The sequence below is a fragment of the Bacteroides ilei genome (assembly GCF_900128495.1).
In the GTDB taxonomy this organism is placed as follows: Bacteria; Bacteroidota; Bacteroidia; order Bacteroidales; family Bacteroidaceae; genus Phocaeicola; species Phocaeicola ilei.
In genome coordinates this window covers 1,617,860-1,644,137 of record NZ_LT635801.1, presented here as the reverse complement: position 1 = coordinate 1,644,137, position 26,278 = coordinate 1,617,860, and the positions used below count along the sequence as shown (strand labels likewise).

At 44.2% G+C, this 26,278-nt stretch carries 23 protein-coding genes and 1 tRNA gene; 7 read left to right on the top strand and 17 right to left on the bottom strand.

All coding sequences use genetic code 11. The features are described from left to right. Nucleotides 1-5: 5 nt before the first annotated feature. Entirely contained in the window at nt 6-1,427 is a 1,422-nt protein-coding gene (locus BQ7489_RS07075) for a methyltransferase RsmF C-terminal domain-like protein (RefSeq protein WP_072532058.1), read from the bottom strand. A gap of 177 nt (nt 1,428-1,604) precedes the next feature. Between BQ7489_RS07075 and BQ7489_RS07070 the strand changes: the two genes are divergently transcribed. Together BQ7489_RS07070 and BQ7489_RS07065 are read left to right on the top strand one after the other, a co-directional pair. Further along, complete coding sequence (locus tag BQ7489_RS07070) at nt 1,605-2,399, top strand: thymidylate synthase (protein WP_072530448.1); 795 nt, start codon at nt 1,605-1,607, stop codon at nt 2,397-2,399. A 23-nt stretch (nt 2,400-2,422) separates the two neighbouring features. Further along, nucleotides 2,423-2,908: a dihydrofolate reductase gene (locus tag BQ7489_RS07065; protein ID WP_072530447.1), complete on the top strand. Its 486-nt coding sequence runs from the start codon at nt 2,423-2,425 to the stop codon at nt 2,906-2,908. On the opposite strand, the gene BQ7489_RS07060 is transcribed toward BQ7489_RS07065, so the two are convergent. Next, complete coding sequence (locus tag BQ7489_RS07060; protein ID WP_072530446.1) at nt 2,905-3,381, bottom strand: Lrp/AsnC family transcriptional regulator; 477 nt, start codon at nt 3,379-3,381, stop codon at nt 2,905-2,907. The two genes, BQ7489_RS07065 and BQ7489_RS07060, sit on opposite strands and share 4 nt — an antisense overlap. Before the next feature lie 142 nt (nt 3,382-3,523). Here BQ7489_RS07060 and BQ7489_RS07055 point away from each other — a divergent pair, with 142 nt between their 5' ends. Both BQ7489_RS07055 and BQ7489_RS07050 read left to right on the top strand, forming a co-directional pair. Beyond that, nucleotides 3,524-4,813, top strand: a complete 1,290-nt coding sequence (locus BQ7489_RS07055) for a M64 family metallopeptidase (RefSeq protein WP_072530445.1) — start codon at nt 3,524-3,526, stop codon at nt 4,811-4,813. A gap of 35 nt (nt 4,814-4,848) precedes the next feature. Continuing rightward, a complete protein-coding gene (locus BQ7489_RS07050) occupies nt 4,849-5,379 on the top strand; it encodes a GNAT family N-acetyltransferase (RefSeq protein WP_072530444.1) in 531 nt (176 codons plus the stop codon). A gap of 68 nt (nt 5,380-5,447) precedes the next feature. On the opposite strand, the gene BQ7489_RS07045 is transcribed toward BQ7489_RS07050, so the two are convergent. The 8 genes from BQ7489_RS07045 to BQ7489_RS07010 all read right to left on the bottom strand — a co-directional run bounded on the left by BQ7489_RS07045 (nt 5,448) and on the right by BQ7489_RS07010 (nt 10,682). Beyond that, nucleotides 5,448-5,912 carry an ExbD/TolR family protein gene (locus BQ7489_RS07045; RefSeq protein WP_072530443.1) on the bottom strand — a complete coding sequence of 155 codons (465 nt, stop codon included), beginning with the start codon at nt 5,910-5,912 and terminating at the stop codon, nt 5,448-5,450. 2 nt (nt 5,913-5,914) lie between these two features. After that, nucleotides 5,915-6,502 carry an ExbD/TolR family protein gene (locus tag BQ7489_RS07040; RefSeq protein ID WP_072530442.1) on the bottom strand — a complete coding sequence of 196 codons (588 nt, stop codon included), beginning with the start codon at nt 6,500-6,502 and terminating at the stop codon, nt 5,915-5,917. A gap of 40 nt (nt 6,503-6,542) precedes the next feature. After that, the gene (locus tag BQ7489_RS07035) at nt 6,543-7,007 is read right to left on the bottom strand and encodes a hypothetical protein (RefSeq protein WP_072530441.1); all 465 of its coding nucleotides are present in this window, start codon (nt 7,005-7,007) and stop codon (nt 6,543-6,545) included. Between the two features lie 11 nt (nt 7,008-7,018). After that, complete coding sequence (locus BQ7489_RS07030) at nt 7,019-7,819, bottom strand: MotA/TolQ/ExbB proton channel family protein (RefSeq protein ID WP_072530440.1); 801 nt, start codon at nt 7,817-7,819, stop codon at nt 7,019-7,021. A gap of 73 nt (nt 7,820-7,892) precedes the next feature. Beyond that, nucleotides 7,893-7,980 (bottom strand) — tRNA-Ser (locus BQ7489_RS07025). Between the two features lie 169 nt (nt 7,981-8,149). Further along, nucleotides 8,150-8,929 (bottom strand): TatD family hydrolase, encoded by a 780-nt coding sequence (locus BQ7489_RS07020; protein ID WP_072530439.1) that lies wholly within the window; start codon nt 8,927-8,929, stop codon nt 8,150-8,152. A gap of 8 nt (nt 8,930-8,937) precedes the next feature. Next, the gene (locus BQ7489_RS07015) at nt 8,938-9,921 is read right to left on the bottom strand and encodes a polyprenyl synthetase family protein (RefSeq protein WP_072530438.1); all 984 of its coding nucleotides are present in this window, start codon (nt 9,919-9,921) and stop codon (nt 8,938-8,940) included. Nucleotides 9,922-9,995: 74 nt separating this feature from the next. Continuing rightward, nucleotides 9,996-10,682: an energy transducer TonB gene (locus tag BQ7489_RS07010; RefSeq protein WP_072530437.1), complete on the bottom strand. Its 687-nt coding sequence runs from the start codon at nt 10,680-10,682 to the stop codon at nt 9,996-9,998. A 179-nt stretch (nt 10,683-10,861) separates the two neighbouring features. Here BQ7489_RS07010 and cmk point away from each other — a divergent pair, with 179 nt between their 5' ends. The 3 genes from cmk to pfkA all read left to right on the top strand — a co-directional run bounded on the left by cmk (nt 10,862) and on the right by pfkA (nt 13,512). Next, nucleotides 10,862-11,554: a (d)CMP kinase gene (gene cmk / locus BQ7489_RS07005; protein WP_072530436.1), complete on the top strand. Its 693-nt coding sequence runs from the start codon at nt 10,862-10,864 to the stop codon at nt 11,552-11,554. Beyond that, nucleotides 11,547-12,422, top strand: coding sequence for a 4-hydroxy-3-methylbut-2-enyl diphosphate reductase (locus BQ7489_RS07000; protein ID WP_072530435.1), 876 nt, complete (start codon nt 11,547-11,549; stop codon nt 12,420-12,422). The genes cmk and BQ7489_RS07000 overlap by 8 nt, the downstream gene beginning before the upstream one ends. A 109-nt stretch (nt 12,423-12,531) precedes the next feature. Beyond that, a complete protein-coding gene (gene pfkA, locus BQ7489_RS06995) occupies nt 12,532-13,512 on the top strand; it encodes a 6-phosphofructokinase (RefSeq protein WP_072530434.1) in 981 nt (326 codons plus the stop codon). 67 nt (nt 13,513-13,579) lie between these two features. Here pfkA and BQ7489_RS06990 read toward each other — a convergent pair whose 3' ends face one another. The 7 genes from BQ7489_RS06990 to BQ7489_RS06960 all read right to left on the bottom strand — a co-directional run bounded on the left by BQ7489_RS06990 (nt 13,580) and on the right by BQ7489_RS06960 (nt 26,140). After that, entirely contained in the window at nt 13,580-14,920 is a 1,341-nt protein-coding gene (locus tag BQ7489_RS06990) for an ABC transporter substrate-binding protein (RefSeq protein WP_394334066.1), read from the bottom strand. After that, on the bottom strand, nt 14,917-15,711 hold the full coding sequence (locus BQ7489_RS06985; RefSeq protein ID WP_072530433.1) for an ABC transporter permease: 795 nt from the start codon (nt 15,709-15,711) through the stop codon (nt 14,917-14,919). Before BQ7489_RS06985 ends, BQ7489_RS06990 begins: the two co-directional genes overlap by 4 nt. Next, entirely contained in the window at nt 15,705-16,502 is a 798-nt protein-coding gene (locus BQ7489_RS06980) for an ABC transporter permease (RefSeq protein WP_072530432.1), read from the bottom strand. The genes BQ7489_RS06985 and BQ7489_RS06980 overlap by 7 nt, the downstream gene beginning before the upstream one ends. An 18-nt stretch (nt 16,503-16,520) precedes the next feature. Further along, complete coding sequence (locus tag BQ7489_RS06975) at nt 16,521-17,942, bottom strand: ABC transporter ATP-binding protein (protein ID WP_204352766.1); 1,422 nt, start codon at nt 17,940-17,942, stop codon at nt 16,521-16,523. A 172-nt stretch (nt 17,943-18,114) separates the two neighbouring features. Beyond that, the gene (gene meaB, locus BQ7489_RS06970; RefSeq protein ID WP_072530430.1) at nt 18,115-19,218 is read right to left on the bottom strand and encodes a methylmalonyl Co-A mutase-associated GTPase MeaB; all 1,104 of its coding nucleotides are present in this window, start codon (nt 19,216-19,218) and stop codon (nt 18,115-18,117) included. A 28-nt stretch (nt 19,219-19,246) separates the two neighbouring features. Continuing rightward, on the bottom strand, nt 19,247-20,323 hold the full coding sequence (locus tag BQ7489_RS06965; protein WP_072530429.1) for a DUF1573 domain-containing protein: 1,077 nt from the start codon (nt 20,321-20,323) through the stop codon (nt 19,247-19,249). 114 nt (nt 20,324-20,437) lie between these two features. After that, complete coding sequence (locus BQ7489_RS06960) at nt 20,438-26,140, bottom strand: alpha-2-macroglobulin family protein (protein WP_072530428.1); 5,703 nt, start codon at nt 26,138-26,140, stop codon at nt 20,438-20,440. Between the last annotated feature and the right edge of the window lie 138 nt (nt 26,141-26,278).

Below are 26,278 nucleotides of genomic sequence, written 5' to 3'. Positions count from 1 at the left end.
AACCTTTACATGTCCAGCGGAAAGACAAGCTGTTCGGGCAAATAACCGCTACGGATCCTCCATTCCTGCGGATACAGGTTGTTGGCCCGGTTCCCGAGATTTTTGACAAAACCTAAAGGTAATTGTCTATACGTAACCATAACCAATCCTTTGGGAACCTCAAGCGGCAAAACGACAGCCTCCTTACGCAAATAAGAGACAGCCTGCTCATATGTAAGCTCGGCCTTTTCAAATACGTCCGGATTCTGGTATACACTCATAGCCAATGCATGCGCCGGTACAAAATCCTTACCTTTCAAGGCAGCAACCGTTATGCCGGCATGAAGTATCCGCAAACGACTCTTCATGCGCTCATAAAATGATCCATAAGCTGCAGGAAGGGCAACGATTCCATCACCTTCCACATACCACGCATAGAGCTCCGGAGATTTTATCCAGGACTTGACATAATCCGGAACTTTGGCAACCGGCATCCGGCCACCGCCCTTTCCCTTCTTTTCTTTTCTTGAAGAAACCCTCTCAGCAAGGTCCTGATCTTTCCATTCGCCCGTCTTACGGAGCACTGCCATGAACAGACCCTCGCCCACTGTATGATGGGGCAAAAAACGATATACCGGGAAATCATATCCTGCCAGGTTACCGGAAATACGCCAGTCATCCGACACATCAACAGGCAATATGTCAGCTCCCAGCTCCTCCGAAATCCAACGGACATTATCCTCATTTTCTTCGCGGTTATAGGTACATGTACTATAAATCAGTATTCCACCCGGCTTCAGACAATTCCATATATCACGCAATATACGACGCTGACGCTGCCAACATAAACCTACATTTTCCACACTCCATTCTTCCACAGCCACAGGATCCTTCCGGAACATTCCTTCACCCGAACATGGGACATCGGTCAGTATGACATCAAACGTATTCTCTAGCGGAGCAAAATCGGCCGGATCATTACCGGTGACAATGACACCCGGATCTCCCCACTTTATCAGATTCTCCGCCAAAATCTGAGCACGGTTCCTCATTACTTCATTTGCAACCAACATACTGCCTTCGGGTAATATAGAACGGGCTAAAGTAGACTTTCCCCCCGGGGCAGCACATAAGTCGAGCATTATGACAGGCCCATGGACATACTGGCGTAAAACCTGTTCCAGAATCATGGAAGAAGCTTCCTGTACGTAATAACAGCCGGCGTGAAACAACGGATCGAACGTAAATGTAGGACGTGATGCCAGATAAAACCCAGACTTACACCAAGGTACGGGAGAACCTTGCGGCGGAACAGTATCCATACATTTTTTCCTGTTCAAACGGATGCTTACCGGAGATTCTGTATCCAAGGCTTGTAGAAAAGCATCCATTTCTTTTTCACCCAACAATTTACGGGTACGATCTATAAAGTCACGAGATAAATCCATATCAGTCATTCCGTATCAGTTTCTTTCTGCAAAAATACGACAATCTAGTGACAAGATAAAGACAAGCACGATATAATATGACAGTTCCTCCGGACAAATGGAAACTTTATATATAAATTGTTTTATTTGAGCGATTATCTTAAATTTGCATTTCACTAACCAATATGTAGAACTGTCATGAAACAATATTTGGACCTGTTGCACCATATCCGTACAGAAGGAGTCAGAAAAGACGACCGTACAGGGACCGGTACAATCAGTGTATTCGGTCATCAGATGCGTTTCAACCTGGAAGAGGGATTTCCGCTGATAACGACCAAGAAACTCCATCTGAAATCCATTATATATGAACTTCTTTGGTTTCTCAAAGGAGATACAAATGTAAAGTACCTGCAAGATAACGGAGTACGCATATGGAACGAATGGGCCGATGAAAATGGAGACCTCGGACATATATACGGCTATCAATGGCGTTCATGGCCCGATTATGAAGGAGGATTCATCGACCAGATTTCTGAAGCTGTAGAGACCATCAAACATAATCCAGATTCCCGACGCATCATTGTAAGTGCCTGGAATGTGGCAGATATCAAGAACATGAACCTTCCCCCTTGCCATGCCTTCTTCCAGTTTTATGTTGCCGATGGCAGACTGAGTCTGCAGCTCTATCAGCGCAGTGCCGACACATTCCTGGGGGTACCGTTCAATATCGCATCGTATGCCTTGCTGCTTCAGATGATGGCGCAAGTCACCGGTCTGAAAGCCGGAGATTTCGTACATACATTAGGCGATGCCCATATATACCTCAACCATCTGGAACAAGTAGACCTGCAGCTTACACGCGAACCTCGTCCTCTTCCACAGATGAAACTGAACCCGGATATCAAAAACATTTTCGATTTCAAATATGAAGACTTTGAACTGGAAAATTATAACCCATGGCCACACATCGCCGGAAAAGTATCTGTCTAACCCATTATTAAAAAATCAGAGATATGACACTGTCAATCATTGTTGCAATCAATAGACAAAATGGTATAGGCTTCAAGAATAAGCTGCTATACTGGCTACCCAACGATTTGAAACGTTTCAAGACACTGACTACCGGACATACAATTATTATGGGCCGGAAAACATTCGAGTCACTACCCAAAGGAGCTCTGCCCAACCGGAGGAATATCGTATTAAGCAGGACCCGAACAGATTTTCCCGGAGCTGAATGTTACACGTCATTGCAACAAGCCATTGAAAATATACCCGGCGATGAAGAAGCATTCATCATTGGAGGAGCCAGTCTATATAAAGAAGCGCTTCCGCTTGCCGACCGACTTTACATAACGGAAATAGACGATGAAGGAAAAGAAGCCGATGCTTTCTTTCCTTTTATTGATCCTGGTATATGGAAAGAAAAAAGTAGAGAATGCCATCCAACAGATGAAAAGCATCTCTACTCATATTGCTTTATTGATTATGAACGCTAATCTTCATCGGCCAGATCCTCTATGGGCATCTGGCGTTTGATAGCCTCTTTAAAGGAAATGATGGTCTCGGAACGGGCCAATCCCAACGGTTGCAGCTTATCATGGATGATATTCAGCAGATGATGGTTATTCTTGGCATAAATTTTGATAAACATATCATACTGACCGGTTGTAAAATGACATTCGACAACTTCAGGAATGTTTCTTAAGCCCTCAGTCACACTATCAAATTGTTCAGGATCCTTTAAATATAAACCGATATATGCACAGGTTTCATAACCGATCTTTTCCGGATCGATTACAAACTCCGATCCTTTCAAGATACCCAAATTAGTAAGTTTCTGGATACGCTGATGAATGGCAGCCCCCGATACGTTACATGCCCGGGCCACTTCCAAAAAAGGAATACGTGCGTTATCAGCTATAAGCTGCAAGATCTGTTCGTCTAATTTATCTAACTGATGATGTCCCATTTATTTTATTTTTATGCGTAAATATGATACAAAGATAAAATAAATCTTCCATATCAATGATATAAATCATAACTTTTACTATTAATTTAGCTTTAATCTGACACCATAATTCTATATAATATAAAAACAAATTCTACCATCTATGAACAAAAAGATATGGACAGCCATGCTGACATGCTGTTGTTTCCACATTGGAACTTATAGCCAGAATTTTGATGATTACTTTATTGACAAGACCTTAAGAGTCGATTATCTGTTCAATGGAAATGCTGAAAAACAATCCATCAGTCTGGATGAACTTGTATCACTTCCCGGTTGGGCAGGCCGTCGTCACCACTTGTCCGAACTCCCGCTGGAAGGCAATGGAGATATAGTCATGACCGATAAGGCTACAGGAAACGTCATCTACCGTACTTCTTTCTCGAGCCTGTTTCAGGAATGGGTAAGCGAAGAGGAAGCCCGACATCTGACCCGAGGGTTCGAAAACACGTTCCTGCTTCCTTACCCCAAAAATGAAGCCATTGTAACCATCAATCTGAGAGACGTTTACAGAAAGGTATGTGCCAGTCTTACACACGAAATCAATCCGAAAGATATACTTATACACCAGCGTGGAAAAACACATGTATCCCCATATAAATACCTTATTCAAAACGGTCCCGCAGAAAAATGTATAGACATAGTCATCCTGGCAGAAGGGTATACCAAAGAAGAAATGGAGCTTTTCTATAAAGATGCCAGTACCGCATGCAATGCATTATTTGCCCATGAACCGTTCAAAAGCCTGAAAAACCGCTTCAATGTGATAGCAGTAGAGACTCCCTCCAGTGACAGCGGAGTCAGCATCCCCCGTAAAGAAGAATGGAAAAATACGGCAGTCGGTTCACATTTCGATACCTTCTACTCCGATCGTTATCTGACTACACGAAACGTAAAAGCTATCCATAACTGGCTGGCCGGAATACCTTACGAACATATCATTATCCTGGCTAATACCGACACCTATGGTGGAGGAGGTATCTATAACTCCTACCTGTTGACAACAGCGCATCATCCGATGTTCAAACCTGTGGTAGTTCATGAATTTGGACATAGTTTCGGAGGACTTGCCGACGAATATGCTTATGATGAAGCTCCGAGTCCACAATATCCATATTCCATCGAACCATGGGAACCGAATATCACCACACTTGTAGATTTCGGCAGTAAATGGAAAGATATGGTAGACGGCGACATAAAAATTCCAAGCAAACCGGAAACAGACCCTCACACCATCTATACAAAAGTCGGACTATATGAAGGTGCAGGGTATACCCAAAAAGGAATCTACCGCCCTACAACCGAATGTCGCATGAAAATCAATGAAGCACCTCAATTCTGTCCGGTATGCCAACGGTCACTGGAAAGATTGATCCGCTTCTATACAGAATAACAGAATATAGATATCAACCTCAAAATCGAAGTAATATGCTGACACTTACAGAAATCAAGACAACAGACCCGAATTACGAATTTGTAGAAACACTACTACATACGTCATTCCCGGTCGAAGAACGCCGTGATGACGACAGACAACGGCATCATACCGACCACAACAAATCATTCCACTGTTACCTGGCAACAGACAAACATACTCCCGTAGGTTTCATTACCCTATGGGATCTGAACGGCTTCTACTACGCCGAACATCTAGCAACGTCACCTGAACTCCGGAACAAAGGATATGGAAAAGGAATCGTAGAAGCCCTAAAGAATATGTGCAAGGGAATAATCATATTGGAAGTGGAAAGGCCGGAAGATGAAATGAGTATCCGGAGAATCAACTTTTACAGACGCTGTGGCTTCTATCTGTGTACACGGAACTACATACAGCCGCCCTATAGAAAAGGAGGCCTTGAACTCCCTCTTTACCTGATGTATACCGGCACAGAAAACATTGATAATGAATATCTCAGAATAAAAGATGAAATATACGGTCAAGTATACGAAGTATTATAAAATACCAAAAAACAGAAAAGGGCATCCGTAAACGGATACCCTTTTCTAATATTATCCATTAATCTATATCAGTTACGCTGTGTAGCTGAATAGTTAATCTTCAAGGCATATGCCTGACGAAGTGCCTGTTTTACTTCTGTAACAATACCCATCTTGGTCTTGGAATCAACCTTCAGGGAAACAGTCATAAACGGTTTGTCACTTTCCTTCATGTTTTCACGTTCCTGATAAATGTAATCCTGAACTTCTGAAGATTCAGCGAATTTATCATTCAACTGAATACGGTCGCTAGTACCCATCTTCTTCTGATATTCAGGTAACGGTTTACCGATATAGATGAAAGAAACCAATGACTTCTTCTCAAGCTTTTCCAATTCTGTAGCAGCCGGAACCTTAAACTGAACCTTCAGTGTAACTTCACGCATAGATGTTACAATCATGAAGAAGAACAACATGGTAAAGATAAGGTCAGGCAAAGATGAAGTATTCAACTCCGGCATCTCGCGCTTGCCAGTCTTATTAAATTTTCCCATTATTATTTTCCTCCATATTTTTTAGGTTCTGCTTCAGATATCTTCTGTGGATAGTAGTCATTAATTGCATCTTGTTCCTCTTCAGAACATTCAGCGTAGCTCTTGCCAAACTGAGAATGTGCCAACTCATCACGAAGTTCGTTATAAGCAGCAACCAGTTCGTTCTGAACCTGAATATATGCATTATAGCTTGTACCCACGTCATTCTGTACAGAAATCACGTGTTTGTCTGTAATCATTACATCACCGAAGAACGGAATATTCTTAGCATGCTTTTCAGGCATGTTAGGATCATCTTTCGGATTTGCAATAAATTCTTTTGCCTTACTTCTCAATTGCTTAATATCAGACCATTCTCCACCAATCATCAATTGGTCGTCCTTATTCAAACGAACCTGGAGAACGTTTCTTTCCTTTACAATAATATCGTCTTTCTGATCCTTGTTTTCAGGTGGAGGCGGGAGACGTCTCGACAAACCACGGTCAGTATCCATTGATGTTGTAATAAGGAAGAAAATAAGCAACATAAAAGCAATATCGGCCGTTGAACTGGCATTAATGCCTGGCACTTTTCTATTCCTTTTAGCCATTTTACTTACTTCAATTTAATTATTAAACTTCAATGTGATATTATCTTTTAAAAATTCCAGTCAAGTTAACCAATGTAGCAATTGCAGCAATAGCAAACAATACATAAGTAGAGTACAGGAACATGTCAGTAACCTTCAACATGGTAACATCTGTATAAGCATCACCGCTACCAACAATCACAGTTTCTGAAGAACCGATGTTATAAGTAACAATCAGCAATACGACCAACAGAATAACACCAAGGAAAGATTTGACAGCCCCTTTCGGGTTATCTTTCATGGCACCACCAAACTGAACGATGGCACCCAACAACGTTACAATTACAGTTACGGCAAACAATCCGTACATCAAGTACATCAAGGCCGGAGTATTTGCAGGTTCAACCAAACCTGCTGCATTTGTTTCATCATATCCTACTCCGTAGAACATGCCCAACACAACCAGAATCAGTGCAATGCAGACATAGAATACGTAGTATGATACCTTATATGATAATTTAGCCATTGTTCAATAATTTATTTTTTGTATTTCAAGTTGTACTTCATGATCATATCAAGCAAAGTGATAGAAGAATCTTCCATCTGGCTTGTGATAGCTTCAATCTTAGAAAGAATGTAGTTATAGAATACCTGAAGAATCAATGCTACAATCAAACCGAAGATAGTAGTGATCAACGCAACTTTCATACCACCGGCAACAACTGTCGGAGAAATATCACCGGCACGCTGGATATTATCGAACGCCATAACCATACCGATTACAGTACCCAAGAATCCCAAAGACGGAGCCATCGCGATGAACAATGTGATCCAAGAACAACCTTTTTCAAGGTAACCTGCCTGAACACCACCGTAAGAAACTACAGAACGTTCAACAACATCCAGGCCTTCGTCAATTCTCATCAAGCCCTGATAGCAGATAGAAGCAATAGGACCGCGAGTGTTACGGCAGATAGTCTTAGCACCTTCTACATCACCTTTTTCCAAAGCTTCTTCAATTTTAGCCATCAACTTCTTAGCGTTAACTTCAGCCAAGCTCAAATAAATGATACGTTCAATACAGAATGCAAGACCTAAAACCAAAGCGATTGCTACCAATGACATAAAGCCGGCATCACCTTCAATAAACTTAGTCTTTAATTCTTTGTGAATACTTCCTTCTTCAACTGCAGGAGCTGCTGTTTCATCAGCAGCAGGAGCCACCTGTTCTGTCTGTTCTGGAGCTGCTGTAGCTGTAGAATCCTGAGCCATAGCTGTCTGAGTCATTCCGAATGAGAGGACTCCCATCACTGCAAGAATTGCAAATAACTTTTTCATTGTGTGTCTAATTTTTAAGATTAATTAATTAATAGTTATGAATTGTTTTTAATTATCCAACTAAAGTTTTTTGCGGAGAGAACGGGATTCGAACCCGTGATACACTTTTGGCGTATACACGCTTTCCAGGCGTGCCTCTTCAACCACTCGAGCACCTCTCCCAATACGTTGCTCATACACTATTTCTCTAAATCGAACGCAAATTACAAATAAAAATGCGAACTGCAAGCGATTTCAGCAACAAATGTATTCTTTTTTTTCGTCTTACATAACATTCATTACCCAAAAGTTTACATCTTACCCAAAAATTAATAAACTTTAAAAACTTATTCAAGCAATTTTGAAGACTTTTAGCGCATTTTCAGTAGTAAGCCGGCCAATATGATCAAGTGTAAGGCCATATATTTCCGCCAATTTTTCTGCGACCTTAACTATAAAGGAACTTTCATTACGCTTTCCCCTATAAGGAACAGGAGCCAGATAGGGAGAATCTGTCTCCAATACGATACGTTCCATGGGTACTTTTCTTAAGACCTCGGGCAGATTACTTTTCTTAAAAGTCACCACACCGTTTACACCAAACATGAATCCCGGATACTCCAACAACCTTTCCGCATCATCCGATGTCCCGGTAAAGCTATGGAATATCCCTCTCAGGGCACTGTGCTTGTAAGGCTCCATCACTTCCAACAGTTCCGGGTAAGCCTCCCGGCAATGGACAATCAAAGGCAAGTCATACTCCAAAGCCCACCCTATCTGCTTTTCAAACACTTCCATCTGTTCCTTTCTGAAAGTCTTGTCCCAATAAAGATCAAGACCTACCTCTCCTATTCCATAAAACCGCTGTCCTGAGGCACGCAACCATTGTTCAACGGTAGTCAGACGTTGTTTCCACCCCTCATCTACAGAAGTCGGATGAAATCCGATCATCGGATAACAGAACTCGTGTCTATTACACAGAGCCAGCATATCTTCAACCGACGTATCATCAATATTAGGCATAAACATACGCTTTACCCCAGCCTGTACAGCTCGGATTACCGCCAGTTCACGGTCTTCATCAAATTCTTCCGTAAAAAGATGAGTGTGTGTATCTATCAATGTAACCATATAGACTATCAAAGATTCCTATCCATCAAACTTAACACAAAATCGAGCAAGTTCTTTTTCCGAGACGTTTCGACCGAGACCTGTTCCATCAACGCTATACCTTCTTCATAATAGCGGCCTATCTGCTCCCGACAGATATCTCTTACTCCCACTTTATTATATATGGCAGTCACTGCCGCAATCTTTTCCGAAGGATCATATGTCCCGGCGGTAATCCACCTTTCCAGTTCGGCACGTGTATCACCGTCAGCCTCTTTCAAGGCTGTAATCAGCATAAATGTCTTCTTGTTGCAAAGTATATCACCTCCGATCTTTTTTCCGAAAACCGCAGGATCACCATACACGTCCAGGTAATCGTCCTGAAGCTGGAAGGCCAGTCCGCTCCTGATTCCAAAATCATACAGTTTCTTTGCATCTTCCTGTGATGCCCCTCCCAGAATAGCTCCTATCTGCAAAGCACCTGCCAGCAAAACGGATGTTTTCAGACGGATCATTTCAATATATTCCGGCACAGTTACATCCATGCGCTTTTCAAACTCCATATCCCACTGCTGACCTTCGCACACCTCCAGAGCTGTACGGGTAAAGACATCCATCACTTCATGAACATATTGAAGCGGACATTCCTGCATCATAAACCGATACGCCAATATCAGCATGGCATCCCCCGACAGGATAGCCGTATTTTCATCCCATTTTTTGTGTACCGTAGGCTTCCCCCTTCTCAGATCAGCCTTATCCATCAAGTCATCATGCAACAAAGTGAAATTATGATAGGTTTCAATAGCCGCCGCCTGCGGATAAACCGATTCCACATCATCCTTAAACAGGTTATAGGCCATCAACAACAATACCGGACGAAGCCGTTTCCCTCCCATAGCCAGCACATACTCTATCGGATCATACAAGCCTTTAGGCTCACGGACATAATCCAATGCCCCGATATAGGCATGGATCCGCTCCTGAATCTCTTTACTAGAAAACTGTTCCATAGTATCAGTTCTTTATATTTCTGACAAAAAAAGGCTGCCCGCACGAGCAGCCTTCTATTAAGGATAAAATTACATTACTGCAATTTGAATGTTACAGGCACAGTGTATTTTACACGTACTGCCTTACCACGTTGTTTACCCGGTTTCCACTTCGGCATCATCTGGATGACACGCAAAGCTTCCTTATCCAAATACGGGTCAACAGAACGCATAACTACCGGATCAACGATAGAACCGTCACGGTTAACGACGAACTGAACGATTACACGTCCCTGTACACCGTTCTCCTGAGCGATAGTCGGATATTTGATATTCTTAGCCAAGAATTTCAAACATTCTGCCATACCACCTGGGAATTCCGGCATTTCCTCTACAACCTGGAAGATCTGTTGTTCTTCCGGTTCTTCTTCTTCAACTTCAACCGGCACGTACTTGATTTCTACGGCTGTGTTGTTGTCTTCTGATGACTGGATAGTAGATTCCTCTACATTCGCATCATTTTCTGCAATCTGCAGGACTTCTTCTACCTTCGGAGCTTCGGGTGGAGGAGGTGCCTGTTTAGGTTCTTCCTGTTCCGTAATAGGAATCATTTCTTCATCGAAGGATGCTTCTACGATACCACTATCGGCAGTGATCTGCACATCACGTTCACTCCATTCGAACGCAACGAACATCGCGGCCAATATCAGCACCAAACCAATAAGTACCCATGTACTTTTCTTACCTTCGAGATCGGCTTTGGGCGATTTTTTAATTTCCATAAAATTACTTTTATAGGTTAATAACTCTCTGTCCGGCAAATGTACCATCAAATATTCGAATAAACAATATCTTCAAGGTAAATTTTTGTAAAAGCCAGTACATTTTTATTTGTATGAAAAAAATGCGCTATATTTGACGATGCAACAAAACTTCCAATCAAATATAATATAATTTAGGTATGAAAAAGATAATCATTGCCATAGACGGATTCTCATCGTGCGGCAAAAGCACCATGGCAAAAGATCTGGCAAAAGAAATAGGATATATCTATATTGACAGTGGTGCCATGTATCGCGCCGTAACACTCTACTGCATTGAACAGGACCTGTTCAACGCCGACGGTTCCATCAAGACCGAAGAACTACGCAACCGGATGGAACAGATTCATATTTCCTTCACACTGGATCCCCAGACCGGACGCCCACGCACCCAACTGAACGGAAGGGACGTGGAAGACCGCATCCGTTCCATGGAAGTGTCATCACATGTAAGTCCGGTTGCCACACTTGATTTTGTCCGCAAGGCTCTTGTACGCCAGCAACAGGAAATGGGATGCAAAAAAGGAATCGTAATGGACGGACGTGATATCGGTACCGCCGTTTTTCCCGATGCTGAACTGAAAATATTTGTAACAGCCTCGGCACAGATCAGGGCCCAACGCCGTTATGATGAGCTGAAAGCCAAAGGCCAGGAAGCTTCTTTTGAAGAAATTCTGAAGAATGTAGAAGAGCGTGACCGTATAGACCAGAACCGTGAAGTCAGTCCGCTCCGGAAAGCGGATGATGCAATTCTGCTCGACAACAGTAACATGACCATCCAGGAACAAAAGGAATGGCTGATGAACGAATATCAAAAGGCAATCCATGCGTAAGGTAGAAATAGATGAAGGATCAGGCTTCTGTTTTGGCGTGACCACAGCCATCAGAAAAGCTGAAGAAGAGCTGGCAAAAAGCGATACGCTTTATTGCCTGGGCGACATAGTCCATAACGGACAAGAGTGTGAACGGTTACGACGGATGGGGCTGAACACCATAGGACATGAAGAATTTACTCGTCTGAATCATGCCAAAGTCCTGCTAAGGGCACACGGAGAACCTCCCCAGACTTACATAACAGCACAACAGAATAATATTGAAATCATTGATGCCACCTGTCCGGTGGTACTACGCCTGCAGAAACGGATCAAACAGGAATATGATACCCCAACGGATGAAGGACGGCAGAAACAGATTGTCATATTCGGAAAAAACGGACATGCAGAAGTACTGGGGCTGGTGGGCCAAACCAACGGAGAAGCCATCGTTATAGAGAATCTGGAAGAGGCACAAAAACTGGATTTCACCAAAGACATCCGGCTCTATTCCCAGACCACCAAATCGCTCGATGAATTCAGACAGATCGTCTCCTACATACAGGAGCATATTTCACCTGAGGCTACATTCATGTATTATGATACTATATGCCGACAGGTTGCCAACAGGATGCCCGACATCCGTAAATTCGCAGCCGGACATGACCTGGTCTTTTTCGTCTGCGGACATAAAAGTTCCAACGGGAAAATCCTCTTCCAGGAATGTCGGAAAGTCAATCCCAATTCCTACCAGATCGACCGTCCGGAAGATATCGATTTTTCACTACTGACAGACAACATACATTCCATAGGTATATGCGGTGCTACTTCAACCCCTAAATGGCTGATGGAGGAATGCAGGGAAATCATCATGCGGCACGACGGATGATAAAGACGGCAAAAGTGGTACAGAGAAATTTAAGAAAGTCTTTTATTGCTTGTAAATTAGATTTTTAGTACTTTTGCAACACCTAGAATATAAAACTAACGAATAACTTATGGGAACTATTAAATGCATTGGTATCCTTACATCGGGCGGTGATGCCCCTGGCATGAATGCAGCTATTCGTGCCGTAACCCGTTCCGCTATTTACAACGGACTTACAGTCAAAGGTATCTACCGTGGATACAAAGGACTGATTACCGGTGAAATCCAAGAATTCAAATCACAGAATGTAAGTAACATTATACAATTAGGAGGTACAATCCTGAAAACGGCACGCTGTCAGGAATTCAAGACCCCGGAAGGCAGAAAGATTGCCTATGAAACTATGCAGCGTGAAGGTATTGACGCCTTGGTAGTCATCGGAGGTGACGGCTCGTTGACAGGAGCACGCCTGCTGGCACAAGAATACGACGTGCCTTGTATCGGCCTGCCAGGCACCATCGACAACGACCTGTACGGTACCGACACAACCATCGGTTATGACACGGCATTAAATACGATTCTGGATGCAGTCGACAAGATCCGTGATACGGCAACTTCTCATGAACGTCTGTTCTTCGTTGAAGTCATGGGCCGTGACGCCGGATTCCTCGCCCTGAACGGAGCCATTGCAGCGGGTGCCGAAGCTGCCATTATCCCAGAATACAATACGGAAGTCGACCAGCTGGAAGAATTTATCAAGAACGGATTCCGCAAATCGAAGAGCAGTTCCATTGTTCTGGTTGCCGAAAGTGAAATTACGGGTGGAGCTATGCATTATGCAGAACGTGTAAAGAATGAATATCCTCAATACGACGTACGCGTCACTATTCTGGGACATCTGCAACGGGGAGGTTCCCCTACTGCACACGACCGTATCATCGCAAGTCGTATGGGAGTGGCCAGTATCCAGGCATTGATGGAAGGCCAGCGTAATGTCATGATCGGAATTGAAAACGATGAAATTGTTTATGTTCCGTTTTCTAAGGCCATCAAAAACGACAAGCCTATCGACCGTGAACTGGTCAATGTTCTCCATGAATTATCTATTTAAACAAAGTAACTATAACAATAAAGGCTGCCTCAATGGCAGCCTTTATTGTTATAGTCTGACGTTATTATCAGTTTTGACGGATTATATGTTTCCGACGATGGAAATGTACATCTGAACGTTTGTGAATGAGCCAACGGCGGCGGATCTGAAGACCGCACATAATGGCGGCAACCACCAATATCAGGATAATGATTCCACCGTTCAAGTTATCTCCCTTCACACGCGACCAGATTTCCAGTACTTCTTCCGTCCTATCTCCGAAATCACGTATCATCGCACACCTGTCAATGACAGACTTATCAGGATAAATGGTTACCGGTACCTTGACCTTCGAGGCTGACGGACCGAAAAAATAACTTACATCCGAATACTCCTCCAGCGTAGAATCTTCACAGGCCTCCAGTATTTCAGAAGCAGCAACGGCACTGACATATCCGTTCGATTCCATATTACGCAAAGCGATATCCGGACGGCAAAGAAAATTGATGAAATAACTGGCAGCCGTCGGATTTTTGGCATATTTCGGTATCACCCAACCGTCGTACCACACGTTACTACCTTCCATCGGTACTGTATATGCCAAATCAACTCCTACGGCCTCAGCCTCATCGATTGCCCACTGGGCATCTCCGCTCCAGGCCATATTCATCCATGCCTTTTCCTTTGTCATCATCTCCTTCCCGAAATCGGCCTCCCATCCTGCCACATTCGGCTTCAAAAGCTTCAGGCATTTTTCAACCGAGTCCATAGATGCTGGCGAATAATCGTTCATCAACTGTGATACAGTACGATTCCCCTTCTTCAGGTCTTCCCGATGTGCATACAGCAAAGCCATACCGTAAGCATCACGGTACGCATCCTTCATCAGAATCTTGCCGGCATATTTCTTATTCCAGAAACAACCCCAAGATGAAACTTCCTCTTCGGTAACGAACTTCCTGTTATAAAGAATACCTTCGGTACCCCACATGTAACATACAGCATACCGGTTAGCAGGTTTTTCCGGCGTACCCAACTGAGCTATCTGACTATATATATAAGGCGCCACCAGCTTCATATAATTAGGAGATTTCGCAAAGGCCGTATCGATTGGAAGCAACAAATCCTTTTTCAGCATACGCTCGATGATATACTCCGAAGGACACACCACATCAAAATCTTCATGCCCCTTTTCAATCTTGGTCAGCATGATTTCATTGATATCGAAAGTCTGGTATACAATCTTGATATCCTTTCCAGTCTGTTCCTTGTAATAGGCTTGAAAATCTTCCAAGACCCCCTCTCCTATATAGTCGGCCCAATTATAGACTTTCAGGATATTTTCCCGAGGTTCACCCATGTTGTAGCAGCCTGACAATCCGACTGCCAACGCCAATAATATCCAATTATAGATCCGTTTCAGTTTCATACTGCTTTTTTGGCCTTATCGGCACGACGGTTAATAATGATAAGCAATACTAAAATCACAATGAAGATAATGGCCGACAACGGACGCAGTTCGGGTGTAAGCCCTCCCTTACGCGCATCGGCATAGATGTAAGTCGACAACGTTTCCAATCCCTGGTTACCGATAGTAAAGACCGTAACGGCAAAATCATCGATAGAAAGAGTAAGCGACAATAGAAAACCACTGACCATTCCCGGACGGATTTCCGGCAAAATTACCTTACGCAATGCCTGCATCGGAGTAGCCCCCAAATCAAGTGCCGCTTCATACAGATTCGGATTCATCTGTTTCAACCGGGGCATCACACAAAGTACCACGTAAGGGGTACAGAAAGTGATATGTGCCAAGACTACAGTGGTAAACCCCTGCGTAATACCCAAAGAAACAAACAGCAGGAACAGAGACACACCCGTAATGATGTCTCCGTTCAAAATCGGAATGGTATTGATAAATCCCATCGCTTTACGGCTACGGGTACGCAAGTTAAAGATACCGATGGCAGCCACACTTCCCAATATGGTGGACACGGCTGCAGCAATCAAGGCTATAGCTATGGTATTGACCAAGGCATTCATCAACGAATGATGTGCCCCCGTATCCAACAGGGAACGATAGAGTTTCCATGAAAATCCGGTCCAATTGCCCAAAACCTTAGCTTCAGTAAACGAATAGACTACAATTATAAAGATAGGGGCGTATAACAATAACAACAAGATCCATAAATAGATCTGTTCAACTATTTTCCTTACCATACTCCTCCTCCCTGATTAGAATCGTCCTTCCCGTCAGTACTGAACAATGAGGTAGCGGCAATCAGGAACAGCATGATGAGTGACAACGCCGCACCATAGTTCCAAAGACTGTTGTTAATATTTTCCTGAATAGTAGTACCGAACAACTTGATGTTGTTCATCGTAAGCAGTTCGGCTATGGCAAATGTGGAAATGGTAGGCATGAACACCATCATCACTCCACTGGATATGCCGGGCAAGGACAATGGAAATACCACTTTCCAGAATACCTGAAACTGGTTGGCCCCCAAATCCTGTGCTGCTTCAATATAGCTCTTATCCATTTTCTGAAGCGTATTATAAATGGGGTAAATCATGAACGGAATAAAATTATAAATCATTCCGAAAATCAAAGCTCCTTCCCCCAACGGCAGGCGGAGGAAATCGAACAAGGCTACCGTAGCCAACGTACGGATCAGGATATTCACCCACATGGGAAGGATAAAGAGCATAATCAATGTCTTGGAATATCCCATGTTGCTCCGACTTAAAATCCAAGCCGCCGGATATCCCAACAAGATACAGCCCAACGTAGTAATGACAGCTACCCCGATGGAATAGACAAATGTATTGATAGCCTCGGGATGTGCCATGAACTTACTGAAATTGACCAGACTCATACGCCCGTTCTCATCAGTAAAGGCATAAACCACAATCAACAGAAGAGGAATGATAACAAACACTACCGAAAACAGGAGGTACGGTAATGTCCAACTCTTCCGTGAAGAGAAAAAGATCAACAGTTTCTTCATTTCTTGAAATCAGCAAATCTATATGATTGAACTTTTGCCGGAATCTGCCGGCAATACGCGAATAGCTTCCTTTGGAATGGTTATCCCTACACGGTCTCCATTGTCCCATACATCATTGGTATCTACATACACGTTTTCATCCCAGTCGGACAAGACCGTCAGGTGATAATGATTCCCCTTATACAGAATAAACTTCACCTCACCTGCAATCATATCCGGTCCGGCATTATCTTCCAGATTAACATCACCGAAACCGACTTCCACCCGTACTTCTGAACCTTCGGACGGATTGCCCTGTATGTTTTCAGGAAGACAATCGAATTCACATCCCAGAAACTCTACGCAATGTCTGCCCACCATCCTGCCGGCAAAAGTGTTGCACATGCGTTCTTTCTTCATAATCTGGATGTCCATCGGCTTGACCAGCAGTCCCACTTCCGTTCCAGGATCGAAACCATGATAATCCTGTACAGTCAGCTCATAATCGTCACAAAGCACTACCATTTCATAATGTACACCTTTGAAGATACACGACTGTACCTTACCGGTAAGTTGGGCCGCTTCCGAAACCGGAAATATATAGAAGTCCTCGGGACGAATCACCACATCGACCGGCATGTTCTCACCGAAGCCTTCATCCACACATTCAAATTCATGGTTGCAGAAACGGACCAGACGATCCTTTATCATAATACCGTTCAAAATATTGCTTTCTCCGATAAAATCGGCTACAAACGAATTTACCGGTTCGTTATAAATATCTGTAGGTGTACCGATTTGCTGAATCTTACCTTCACTCATTACAACAATCGTGTCACTCAATGTCAAGGCCTCTTCCTGATCATGCGTCACATAAACAAAAGTAATACCCAGTCTTTTATGCATTTCCTTCAGTTCCATCTGCATGTCTTTACGCATCTTCAGATCGAGAGCGGCCAACGGTTCATCCAACAGAAGTACCGCCGGCTCATTGACAATGGCACGCGCTATGGCCACACGCTGCTGCTGACCTCCCGAAAGCGAATTTACATCACGGTATTCATAATCGGTCATCCCCACCATCTTCAAGGCAGCCTTCACCTTGCGCCCAATTACATCTTTCGACATTTTCTTCAGCTTAAGACCAAAGGCTATATTGTCATACACATTCAGATGCGGAAACAAGGCATACTTCTGGAAGACGGTATTTACCGGACGCTTGTGAGGGGGAATCGATGTAATGTCCTTTCCGTCAATATAGATTGTTCCTTCTGATGCCGTCTGAAAACCGGCTATCAGACGTAACATTGTTGTTTTACCACAACCCGAAGGACCAAGAATCGTCACAAACTCCCCTTTCCGGATTGACAGGTTTATATGGTCGAGTGCGGTTTTTTCTCCAAAAAATTTCGACACGTCTCTGACCTCAATAATTGGTTCGCTATCCCTTTGCATATTAATGTTCATGATTTCAGCTTGCAAAGCTACTCATTAATATTCATTGAATCGTGCAAAAATCAGAGCTTTTATCAAATAAATTCACATAGATGAAACAAATATGTATATCCATGCACAAAAAAGTACAAAAAAGCCTCCAAATAAACAGATACCTCCATGGCATCTCTTTACTACCTTATCCCTTATTACCTTTGAAATACAGATCAAGCAACTTTCGGGCTGCCGAAAACGATGAAGCTCTCCCAGCCAAGACATCCTGTTCTTCGGAAGGCAACAATGTAGCAATATCCGGATTGTTATAGAAACTATCACGCAGATGCTCGTTGATCGTTTCATACATCCAATATTTGGCTTGTTCATTTCTGCGTCTTTCAAAATATCCGTTCTCTTTCGCAAAGTCAATGTAACGGTAAACCATATCCCAAATCTCTTTGATACCGATACCATAGAAACCGGAATAAGTCAGCACCTCCGGAATCCAACCCGACTCGGTGGCCGGAAACAGATGCAGTGCATTACGGAAATGGGTTGCCGCCAGTTTCGCTTTCTCTATGTTGTTACCGTCGGCTTTGTTGATAATGATTCCGTCGGCCATCTCCATAATTCCCCGTTTGATACCCTGAAGCTCATCGCCTGTACCGGCCAACTGGATAAGCAGGAAAAAGTCGACCATGGAATGGACGGCCGTTTCACTTTGTCCCACACCCACCGTTTCCACAAAAATCTTGTCGAAGCCGGCAGCCTCACACAATATAATGGTTTCACGGGTCTTGCGGGCGACTCCTCCCAATGAACCGGCCGTAGGACTGGGGCGGATGAATGAGTCGGGATGTACCGACAGCTTCTCCATACGCGTCTTATCACCTAATATACTACCTTTGGAACGTTCACTGCTCGGATCGATGGCCAATACGGCCAACTTTCCCGCATGTTCCTGCAGGACATGCAGGCCGAATACATCAATAGACGTACTTTTCCCTGCACCTGGAACTCCGCTGATGCCCACACGCACCGAATTTCCTGAATAAGGCAGACATTTTTCTATCACTTCCTGAGCCAGTGCCTGATGCTCGGGCTTGATGCTTTCCACCAGAGTAACAGCCTGGCTCAAGACGGTTACATCACCCTTCAGAATACCTTCCACATATTCCCCGGAAGTAAACCGGCGACGTTTCGGCTTCTTACGCATACTCAGATAAGGATTGACGGTAGAAGGCTGGTCTACACCTTGGTTAACGGTTAACCCTTTATATTCTTCACTATTCTCAGGGTGTTCCATAGTAGTATGTTTTAAGATTCGACATTTCTTATTGCTTCAAAGTCGCTTTTACACGGATTGTCACGGTCGGGCGGTTCGGGTCATTCGTAATCATCAGTACACGGGGAGTACCTTTCACACGCGACAGATTTTCAGACAATACCGTAATCTTCATCTTGGTAGACTCACCCGGCTTCAGGACCGTTTTTTTGAGAGATACTGCCAAAGCGATGTTGAAGACCTGCAAATCCTGGATCTGCAAATCCGATTTACCTGTATTGGTTATTACTACATTCTTATATTTCCGCTGTCCCGGATGCAAATTGAGGAATTCCAGGTTTTTCTCCGAAACCGATATTTCGGGAGGATTATTCTTCTGTTGTTCCGTCATACCAGAAAAATCGGGCAGCAGGATGACAGATACCGGAATTTCATTTTCACTACCCACCTTATCTCCCAAAAAGCGTGACAGGTAGACCGAAGTCCGCGTAATACCCAACTTAGGGAGTTTCTCGGTATCCAAGGTTACAGTAATAGTACCATTCTTTCCTTTACCCAAAGTTTCAGGATCGGCCGTAGCTGTCAGATAAGGAGGCAGATGCATCAGCACTGGTGAATAAGCCTTACTGGAGTTATTCGCTACATTGATGACAAACCGCGGTTTGTCTCCTTTATTGACATTATCGAATTCAATCTCTTCCTTATCGAGGCGGATAGCTCCGAAAGCATATGGATGAGTGAACGAATAATTCTTGGCATCGGCTGTCACCTCTCCATTGAAATTCAGATAGACTGGCATGGAAGAAGCGTTACAATATACACCTATCTCCTTATAGAAATGTCCGATAGCCTCGGCATCGAATACAGCCGACACCTTACCCTTTCCCCCGACAGGAACCGGAGCTTTCGTCCAGTCCACACTGGTGCAGCCACATGAGGAAGTAACGTTCGATATAACCAGCGGCTTATCTCCGGTATTGGTAAAATTATAGGTAACGGTCACCGGACTATGCCAAAGGACATAGCCCAAATCCTGTGATTCCTTTTCGAACGATATCTTCGGCTGTGCTTGAACGCCAGTCAAAAACATAAATAATATACTGAATATGAATAATATACGCTTCATCAAAACTAATTTTCCTTTTTAATGGAAAACAAAGATAAAGAGAAAATCAAAGATGTACAAAACTTGCCTGATAATTAAAACAAATTTTACCAGTTTCACCCATACAGAGTCCTGTCATTCCGGAACATTCAATGATCCGCCACCTGTATGTCCACCGAATTCGGGCGCATAGGCTGACTGGACGGTAGCTATTCCAGTCTGATATGTACCGATCCTATCCAGACGGACAATATATTCGAAGATATAAGTTCCCTTACAGAACTTATCCACAAAAAATTCGACAGAAGCATCACGTATAACCCGATAAGTCCCCACATTACCATTCCAATAATAGCCTGATACTTGCTCCTCAGGTTCCATACATGCGGCACGTTCATCCTTAATTTGGACGAAATCCATATCGCGGTCGGCCTTTACCGTCAAACGGACTGTCAACCTGTCACCAGCACGTAAAGTTGTCTTTCTGCCGATTTTCTTTCCATCCATCAGATACTCACGGGTAATGGACAATCCGTTCCCTTCAGCATCCCGGACCTTATCCATTTCTTCCAGACATTGTGCATAGACAGCTCCCCAACCGATACCGGTACCTGTTTTCATAATCCGGACAGAGGAAGCAGCTGTTTCGGTGCCCGTATAGCTTTTAGCAGCATATCCCAGGATATCATCAGGAGTATCCAATATCTCCGTACCTACGACAGCTTTCATATGCCCGTTCGTCTCCAACTTGTTTCCCGACAGATAAAGGAAGGCATATACAGCATCAGCTGTCGCCACCGGTGTACTCCAGCTTTGGACCTGTTTCTGCTTCAAGAGCCATTGTTTCATCTCATTCAGGCAAAGCGTATCAGGAGCAATGCGATATATAGCTTCCATAGCCGCAACCTGAGTAGGAATCCTGTAACTGTTCCATGAATAGAAAGCTTTCGGTGTATCATAATAACGACCCATTCCGGGAGTGGCCACAGCATACTCTTTGACAGACTGGACCCATTCGGCAGACTGACGTTTCTTTCCCTGTTGCTGCATGATAACAGCGATCAAAGCCTTTTCATAAATGGTATAAGAGGCCGAACGGTCTTCCAACCGAGATACCATATAGGTATTCACCGTTTGATCTGCCTGGGCTGCAATATCGGCATCCAATGCACATACATACAGATAATGGATAGCCTGATTGCTCGGAGATAAGGTCCCGGCAGTCTTTCGTTCCATTTCTCTCATATTATCATACTCTTTCCCGACTTCCGTCTTCAGGTAATCCGAAGCTTTCCGGTACATTTTCTCTATTTGCACATCCAGTTTGACACCCATCGCCTTCAAACGGGCCATCATCTCCACAATCTGAGTCGTGACATAACGGTTGGCATACATCCCCTTATACCAGCTCCATGCACCTCCATCGAGCTGCAGTTCCTGTAATTTCCTGACAGCCGTCTGCTGTTGCCCACTCATCGTGTTCAAATCGAACAGCAAGGCTATCCGCCGTTTCCGTTCACTTTCATCGGAAGCCTCCTTCAACCAAGGAGTCTCTTCCAGCAAAATATTCTTCAACTCCCGGTTCTTCTCCAGGCTACTGAGTAAAGTCTGTTTATCATTCCCTGCCTGTATCCATTGTCTGAACACGTCCTTAATACGGGGATTACGGTTTACGATTTCAGTTGCCAGTGCATTCGCATAATAAGCTGTAGCCCACGACAAGGCATCTTCATTTTCTGGATTGGAAACAGCAGTCAATGCCTGAACTGCATACCAGTCGGGATTGGCAGTCAACTCTACCGTCAGTTTCCGACCGGTAGCTGTCTTACTCTGTCCGTTAAACAGATCTTTAGTTTCCACTACAGTCTGACTATCTCCATCCAACTGCACAGGAACTGTTTCGGTAATCCACTGCTTGTCTGTAAGTACTGGCAGATAATGCTGCTCACCGTCGCTATAGGTACCGGCATCGGCCATCACTTTACATACCAGAATATCATATTTGTCAGGAATCTCACAACTGAAGCTGAGAGCCTGTGTCTCACCTTCACCCACCGTAAATTCACGGCTGTCATGACAAACCTCTTTCCCGCTGACAGGATCCAGCAATTGAAGATGAGCCGTACCGCTGACAGCTTCCATCGCCATATTAATCAATGAAGATGTAATCACTACTTTATCTCCCTTACGGACAAAACGTGGCAAATTGGGCTGCACCATAAACAGCTTTTCGGCCTGGGCCGTTGCAGAAAACGTACAATAGTCGACCTGCTGCGTATGAGCAAATCCATAAAACTTCCACTCGGTCAACGCATCGGGAACCGTAAAGACAATCTTCACATTCCCTAAGGAGTCCGTACGTAAAGCAGGATAAAAAAACGCGGTTTCCGCAAAGTTCTCACGTAACTCCATCGCCGGCATAGGCTTTCCTCCAGCTTCCACCACAGCGGCATTATCGGTAATCTGTAACACTTCCTCCGCCTGAGCCAGACCTTGCTCTACACTGAAACCACCGGAAGCCGTCTTCTCCTGAGCAACCTCCAGTTCTGCTCTATTATCCACTGCACCAGCTGCCATTAACGCCAACGGCGCCGTATTGGCAGCTGGTGCCATCACCATACGGGTGGATCCCGTCACATACCGATATCTTGAATAGTTGGGACGATACAGACGGCTATAATCACCATTCCACAAATCCAGACCGGAAGGAATCGAGTTCCACGGGAACTGGCTGTACATCCATACCTGCTGTTCCCATCCCATCATACTGATATTGACAGTAGGCACTCTCCGGGGGAAATGGATGGAAAATCCCCATCCATGCTTCTGCAACTTATCCAAAGAGGCATCATAAAGGACGGCCATCAGATTGGCGTTGGCAGGCTTGCCCGATTTGCCGGTAATATGCAAGCACCATTCTTCCTGTGTACCTGTCTGTAACTTATCACGGAATGTCTCCCATTTCACATCCAATCTTTTATCCGGTTTCTGATATTCCAGGCGGACAGACTTGGTATACAGGCTTCCCTTACGCATAAAGGTAAAACATACCATTATGCCTTCACCGTACTCTTTCTTATAAGTGTACTCAAACTTTTTCAAAGCATTCGAGAAAACAAGGCGGTCGGTGCTGATCCGCCGGTCTTTGCAATACACATCCACCAGCATATAGACATCCTTTTCGGCACTTCCTACATAAAGGGTTACTGCCTCATCCGGTTTCAAGACATTCCCGTCCTGATAGAACCAGGAAACATCTCCGACAGGAGGAACTGCATCTGCAGCCGAAAAACAATCAAAACGCTGTGCCACCGTACATTTCCGGCCCTGTTCATCCAGTGTCTCTACCTCTATAACATAGCGTCCTGAAGGCAGACTCCGGAAGCTGTCCGGGACAAAAGACTGCTGTGCCACAGCCTTTCCTTCCAATTTCAGCTCACCTTTTTTATTTTCTGCCTCAAGCACATAAACCTTATAATCCACTTCAGCCTTGACGGGACTATTCTGCAGATTCATGACCGTAAACTGAATCTTGCCCAGTTTCTCTTTCATGACAATGGCATCAAGCCCCTTTATACCTAACATAAGTGACTGTTTCGAAACGGGGAAGGTAATCTCCGCCTGTCTGGTTTCATGAGCGCCATCCGTCACTTCGGCCACCACCTCATACACATAATAAGGATACGTGTCACGGATCCATTCAGCAGGAATCTCGGCCTCTTCATCCCCAGTCCAGTTTTCAGGCTTTTCCAGTACCGCCTCCAGACTGAATTTTCCGTCGGCGTCAGTCTGCACCTCTCCCGATGCCAGTTCCACTGAGGAAGTACTGTAGAATATACGACGCATCTCCTTTCGGATTACCTTATACTTCACATCCGCCATGCGTACCGGTGCCCCGGCAAACGTCATGGCACATCCCTTTACATACACCGTATCCCCCATTTTGTAAGAGCCTTGGTACGTATCAAATGTCACATCAAAAGTTGGGCGCTTGTACTCCGCTACCTGGAAAGAAGCGGATCCTCCATCAGTCGAGACATAATAGGTTCCAGGAAGCAGCGTAGACGGAAGCACAAATGTACCCGAAACCACTCCGAAATCATCCGTCACCACATGCTGCTCGGCTATATCCTGCCGCAAGGAATAGAGTTTCAAGATCGTATTCTTTCGTTTCAGAACCCCCAAAGAATCTCCTTTCTGTTCATACTGTACAGCCGACACATACACAGTCTGTCCAGGACGGTAAATGGCACGGTCTGTAAAAATTTCGGAATAAGACCAAGACTTTTCCTCTTTTTGCTTTCCATCATAAACCCATCCTGCATTTCCGTAACTATAATAACCCAATGCCATAAAATCATTACCCGGTGTGCGTACATTGAACCAACAGTCCCTGCCGGCAGCAACCGGACATTTCACACTTCCGTCAGAACCGGCTTTATATACCTGTTTCAAGACATAATCATTTCCCGTACGCGAATAAGCTACGATTTCTGCTCCAGCAACCGGATGTCCGGTAAGCTTATCGACAGCCACCAGTTCCCTCCGAGCCGTATCAAACGGCAGGTTTATCAGCTGATAAGGAGTTACATACAACTTGGAATATGCCGCACACGACGGATTCCCCAAGGGTATCTGTTTCATTACATAAATGCCCGCAGCCGGCAGTCTGCACTGCAATACCGTATCGCGATTCCTGTAATCGACCGTTTCTTGCAGATTAAAAGTACAGGTAGAAACCTTCTTTCCATACTCCTTGAGCAGATCCTTCTCATCCAGCCGGTTCAAGGCAGATGCCCACACCGAAAGATTTAACCGATAAAATTCAAAAGTCACCCCTTTCAGATTGGCATATTTCACTTGGATACCGGTCATATAATCCGGATATATAAAAGGAACATTCACCTGCAAATAAGGCTGGGTGATATTCTTTACCAACCCCTTCAAAGTCCCAGTCCCTTCTCCTTTCGGATACTTTTCCAGTCCTTTCCGTACCAGTTGCATAGCCTGTACCTTATCTCCCTTATCCAAACATGCAAAAGCCATCTTTACATAAAGATCGGCAGCAACCGGCAAGTCGTGGTATTCGGCCGCCAGTTTCTCCAGCTCCTCCAAGTATACATTGACCGGCAAACGGTATTCACTGTCATTCCACATGTTGTCATAACGGAACATCAACCTGGCTTCCTTACATAACATGGCGGACGCCCGGTTACCGGAATTTTCATATAATCCGACCAATTCATCATACAGACGCATACATTCCTTACCTACCTTCTTATCCATATCCCATCTGTAGCTCCGTAACCCCGTAATGGCGTTACGGGCAAGCAAATCGTACATATTGTCACCGAAATAAGTTTCACTCAACTTTCCGGAAACGGTCATCGGGCGGAAATCCTTGGCGGATATATTCTCCAGAAAATCCTTATGCTGTAAAGAGTTACGGAATGAAGCGACAGCTTTTTCCACATCCGGATCCGTTTGCTGCAACAAACTATAACCCAAGAGATTATCAAGAACCGCCTTTCCTAAAGTATCGGTTTCTTCCTGCGCCCATGCTTTCAGACGCATGATCTCAGTTTCCACACTGTCCGGAACAAGTCGGACCTGGTATTCCGAACGGACCAGAAAAGCCTTCATCATCTGCGGAAGATTCCTTTCGGCAGAAGCCTTCCTGTAAATATCATCCACTTTCTCCATTACCGATTTCGGAAGATCCTTCTTTTCAAGTTCCTCCACACTTTTCCACAACGTTTCATATCGCTGGGCATGCATGTGCAACGGTAACCAAAGACCGGCAAACAACAGAATCCATAGAATATTCCTTATCTTCATACTTTCCTCTATCAGTCCAACATCAGTGTTTCTATAAAGTAAATACTTTTCAATCAAAAGTCTGCATGTCCTTCCATTAAAAATAACTAAATCAATGTAAATACGACATATGACATGACCCGTATAAAAACAAACCGT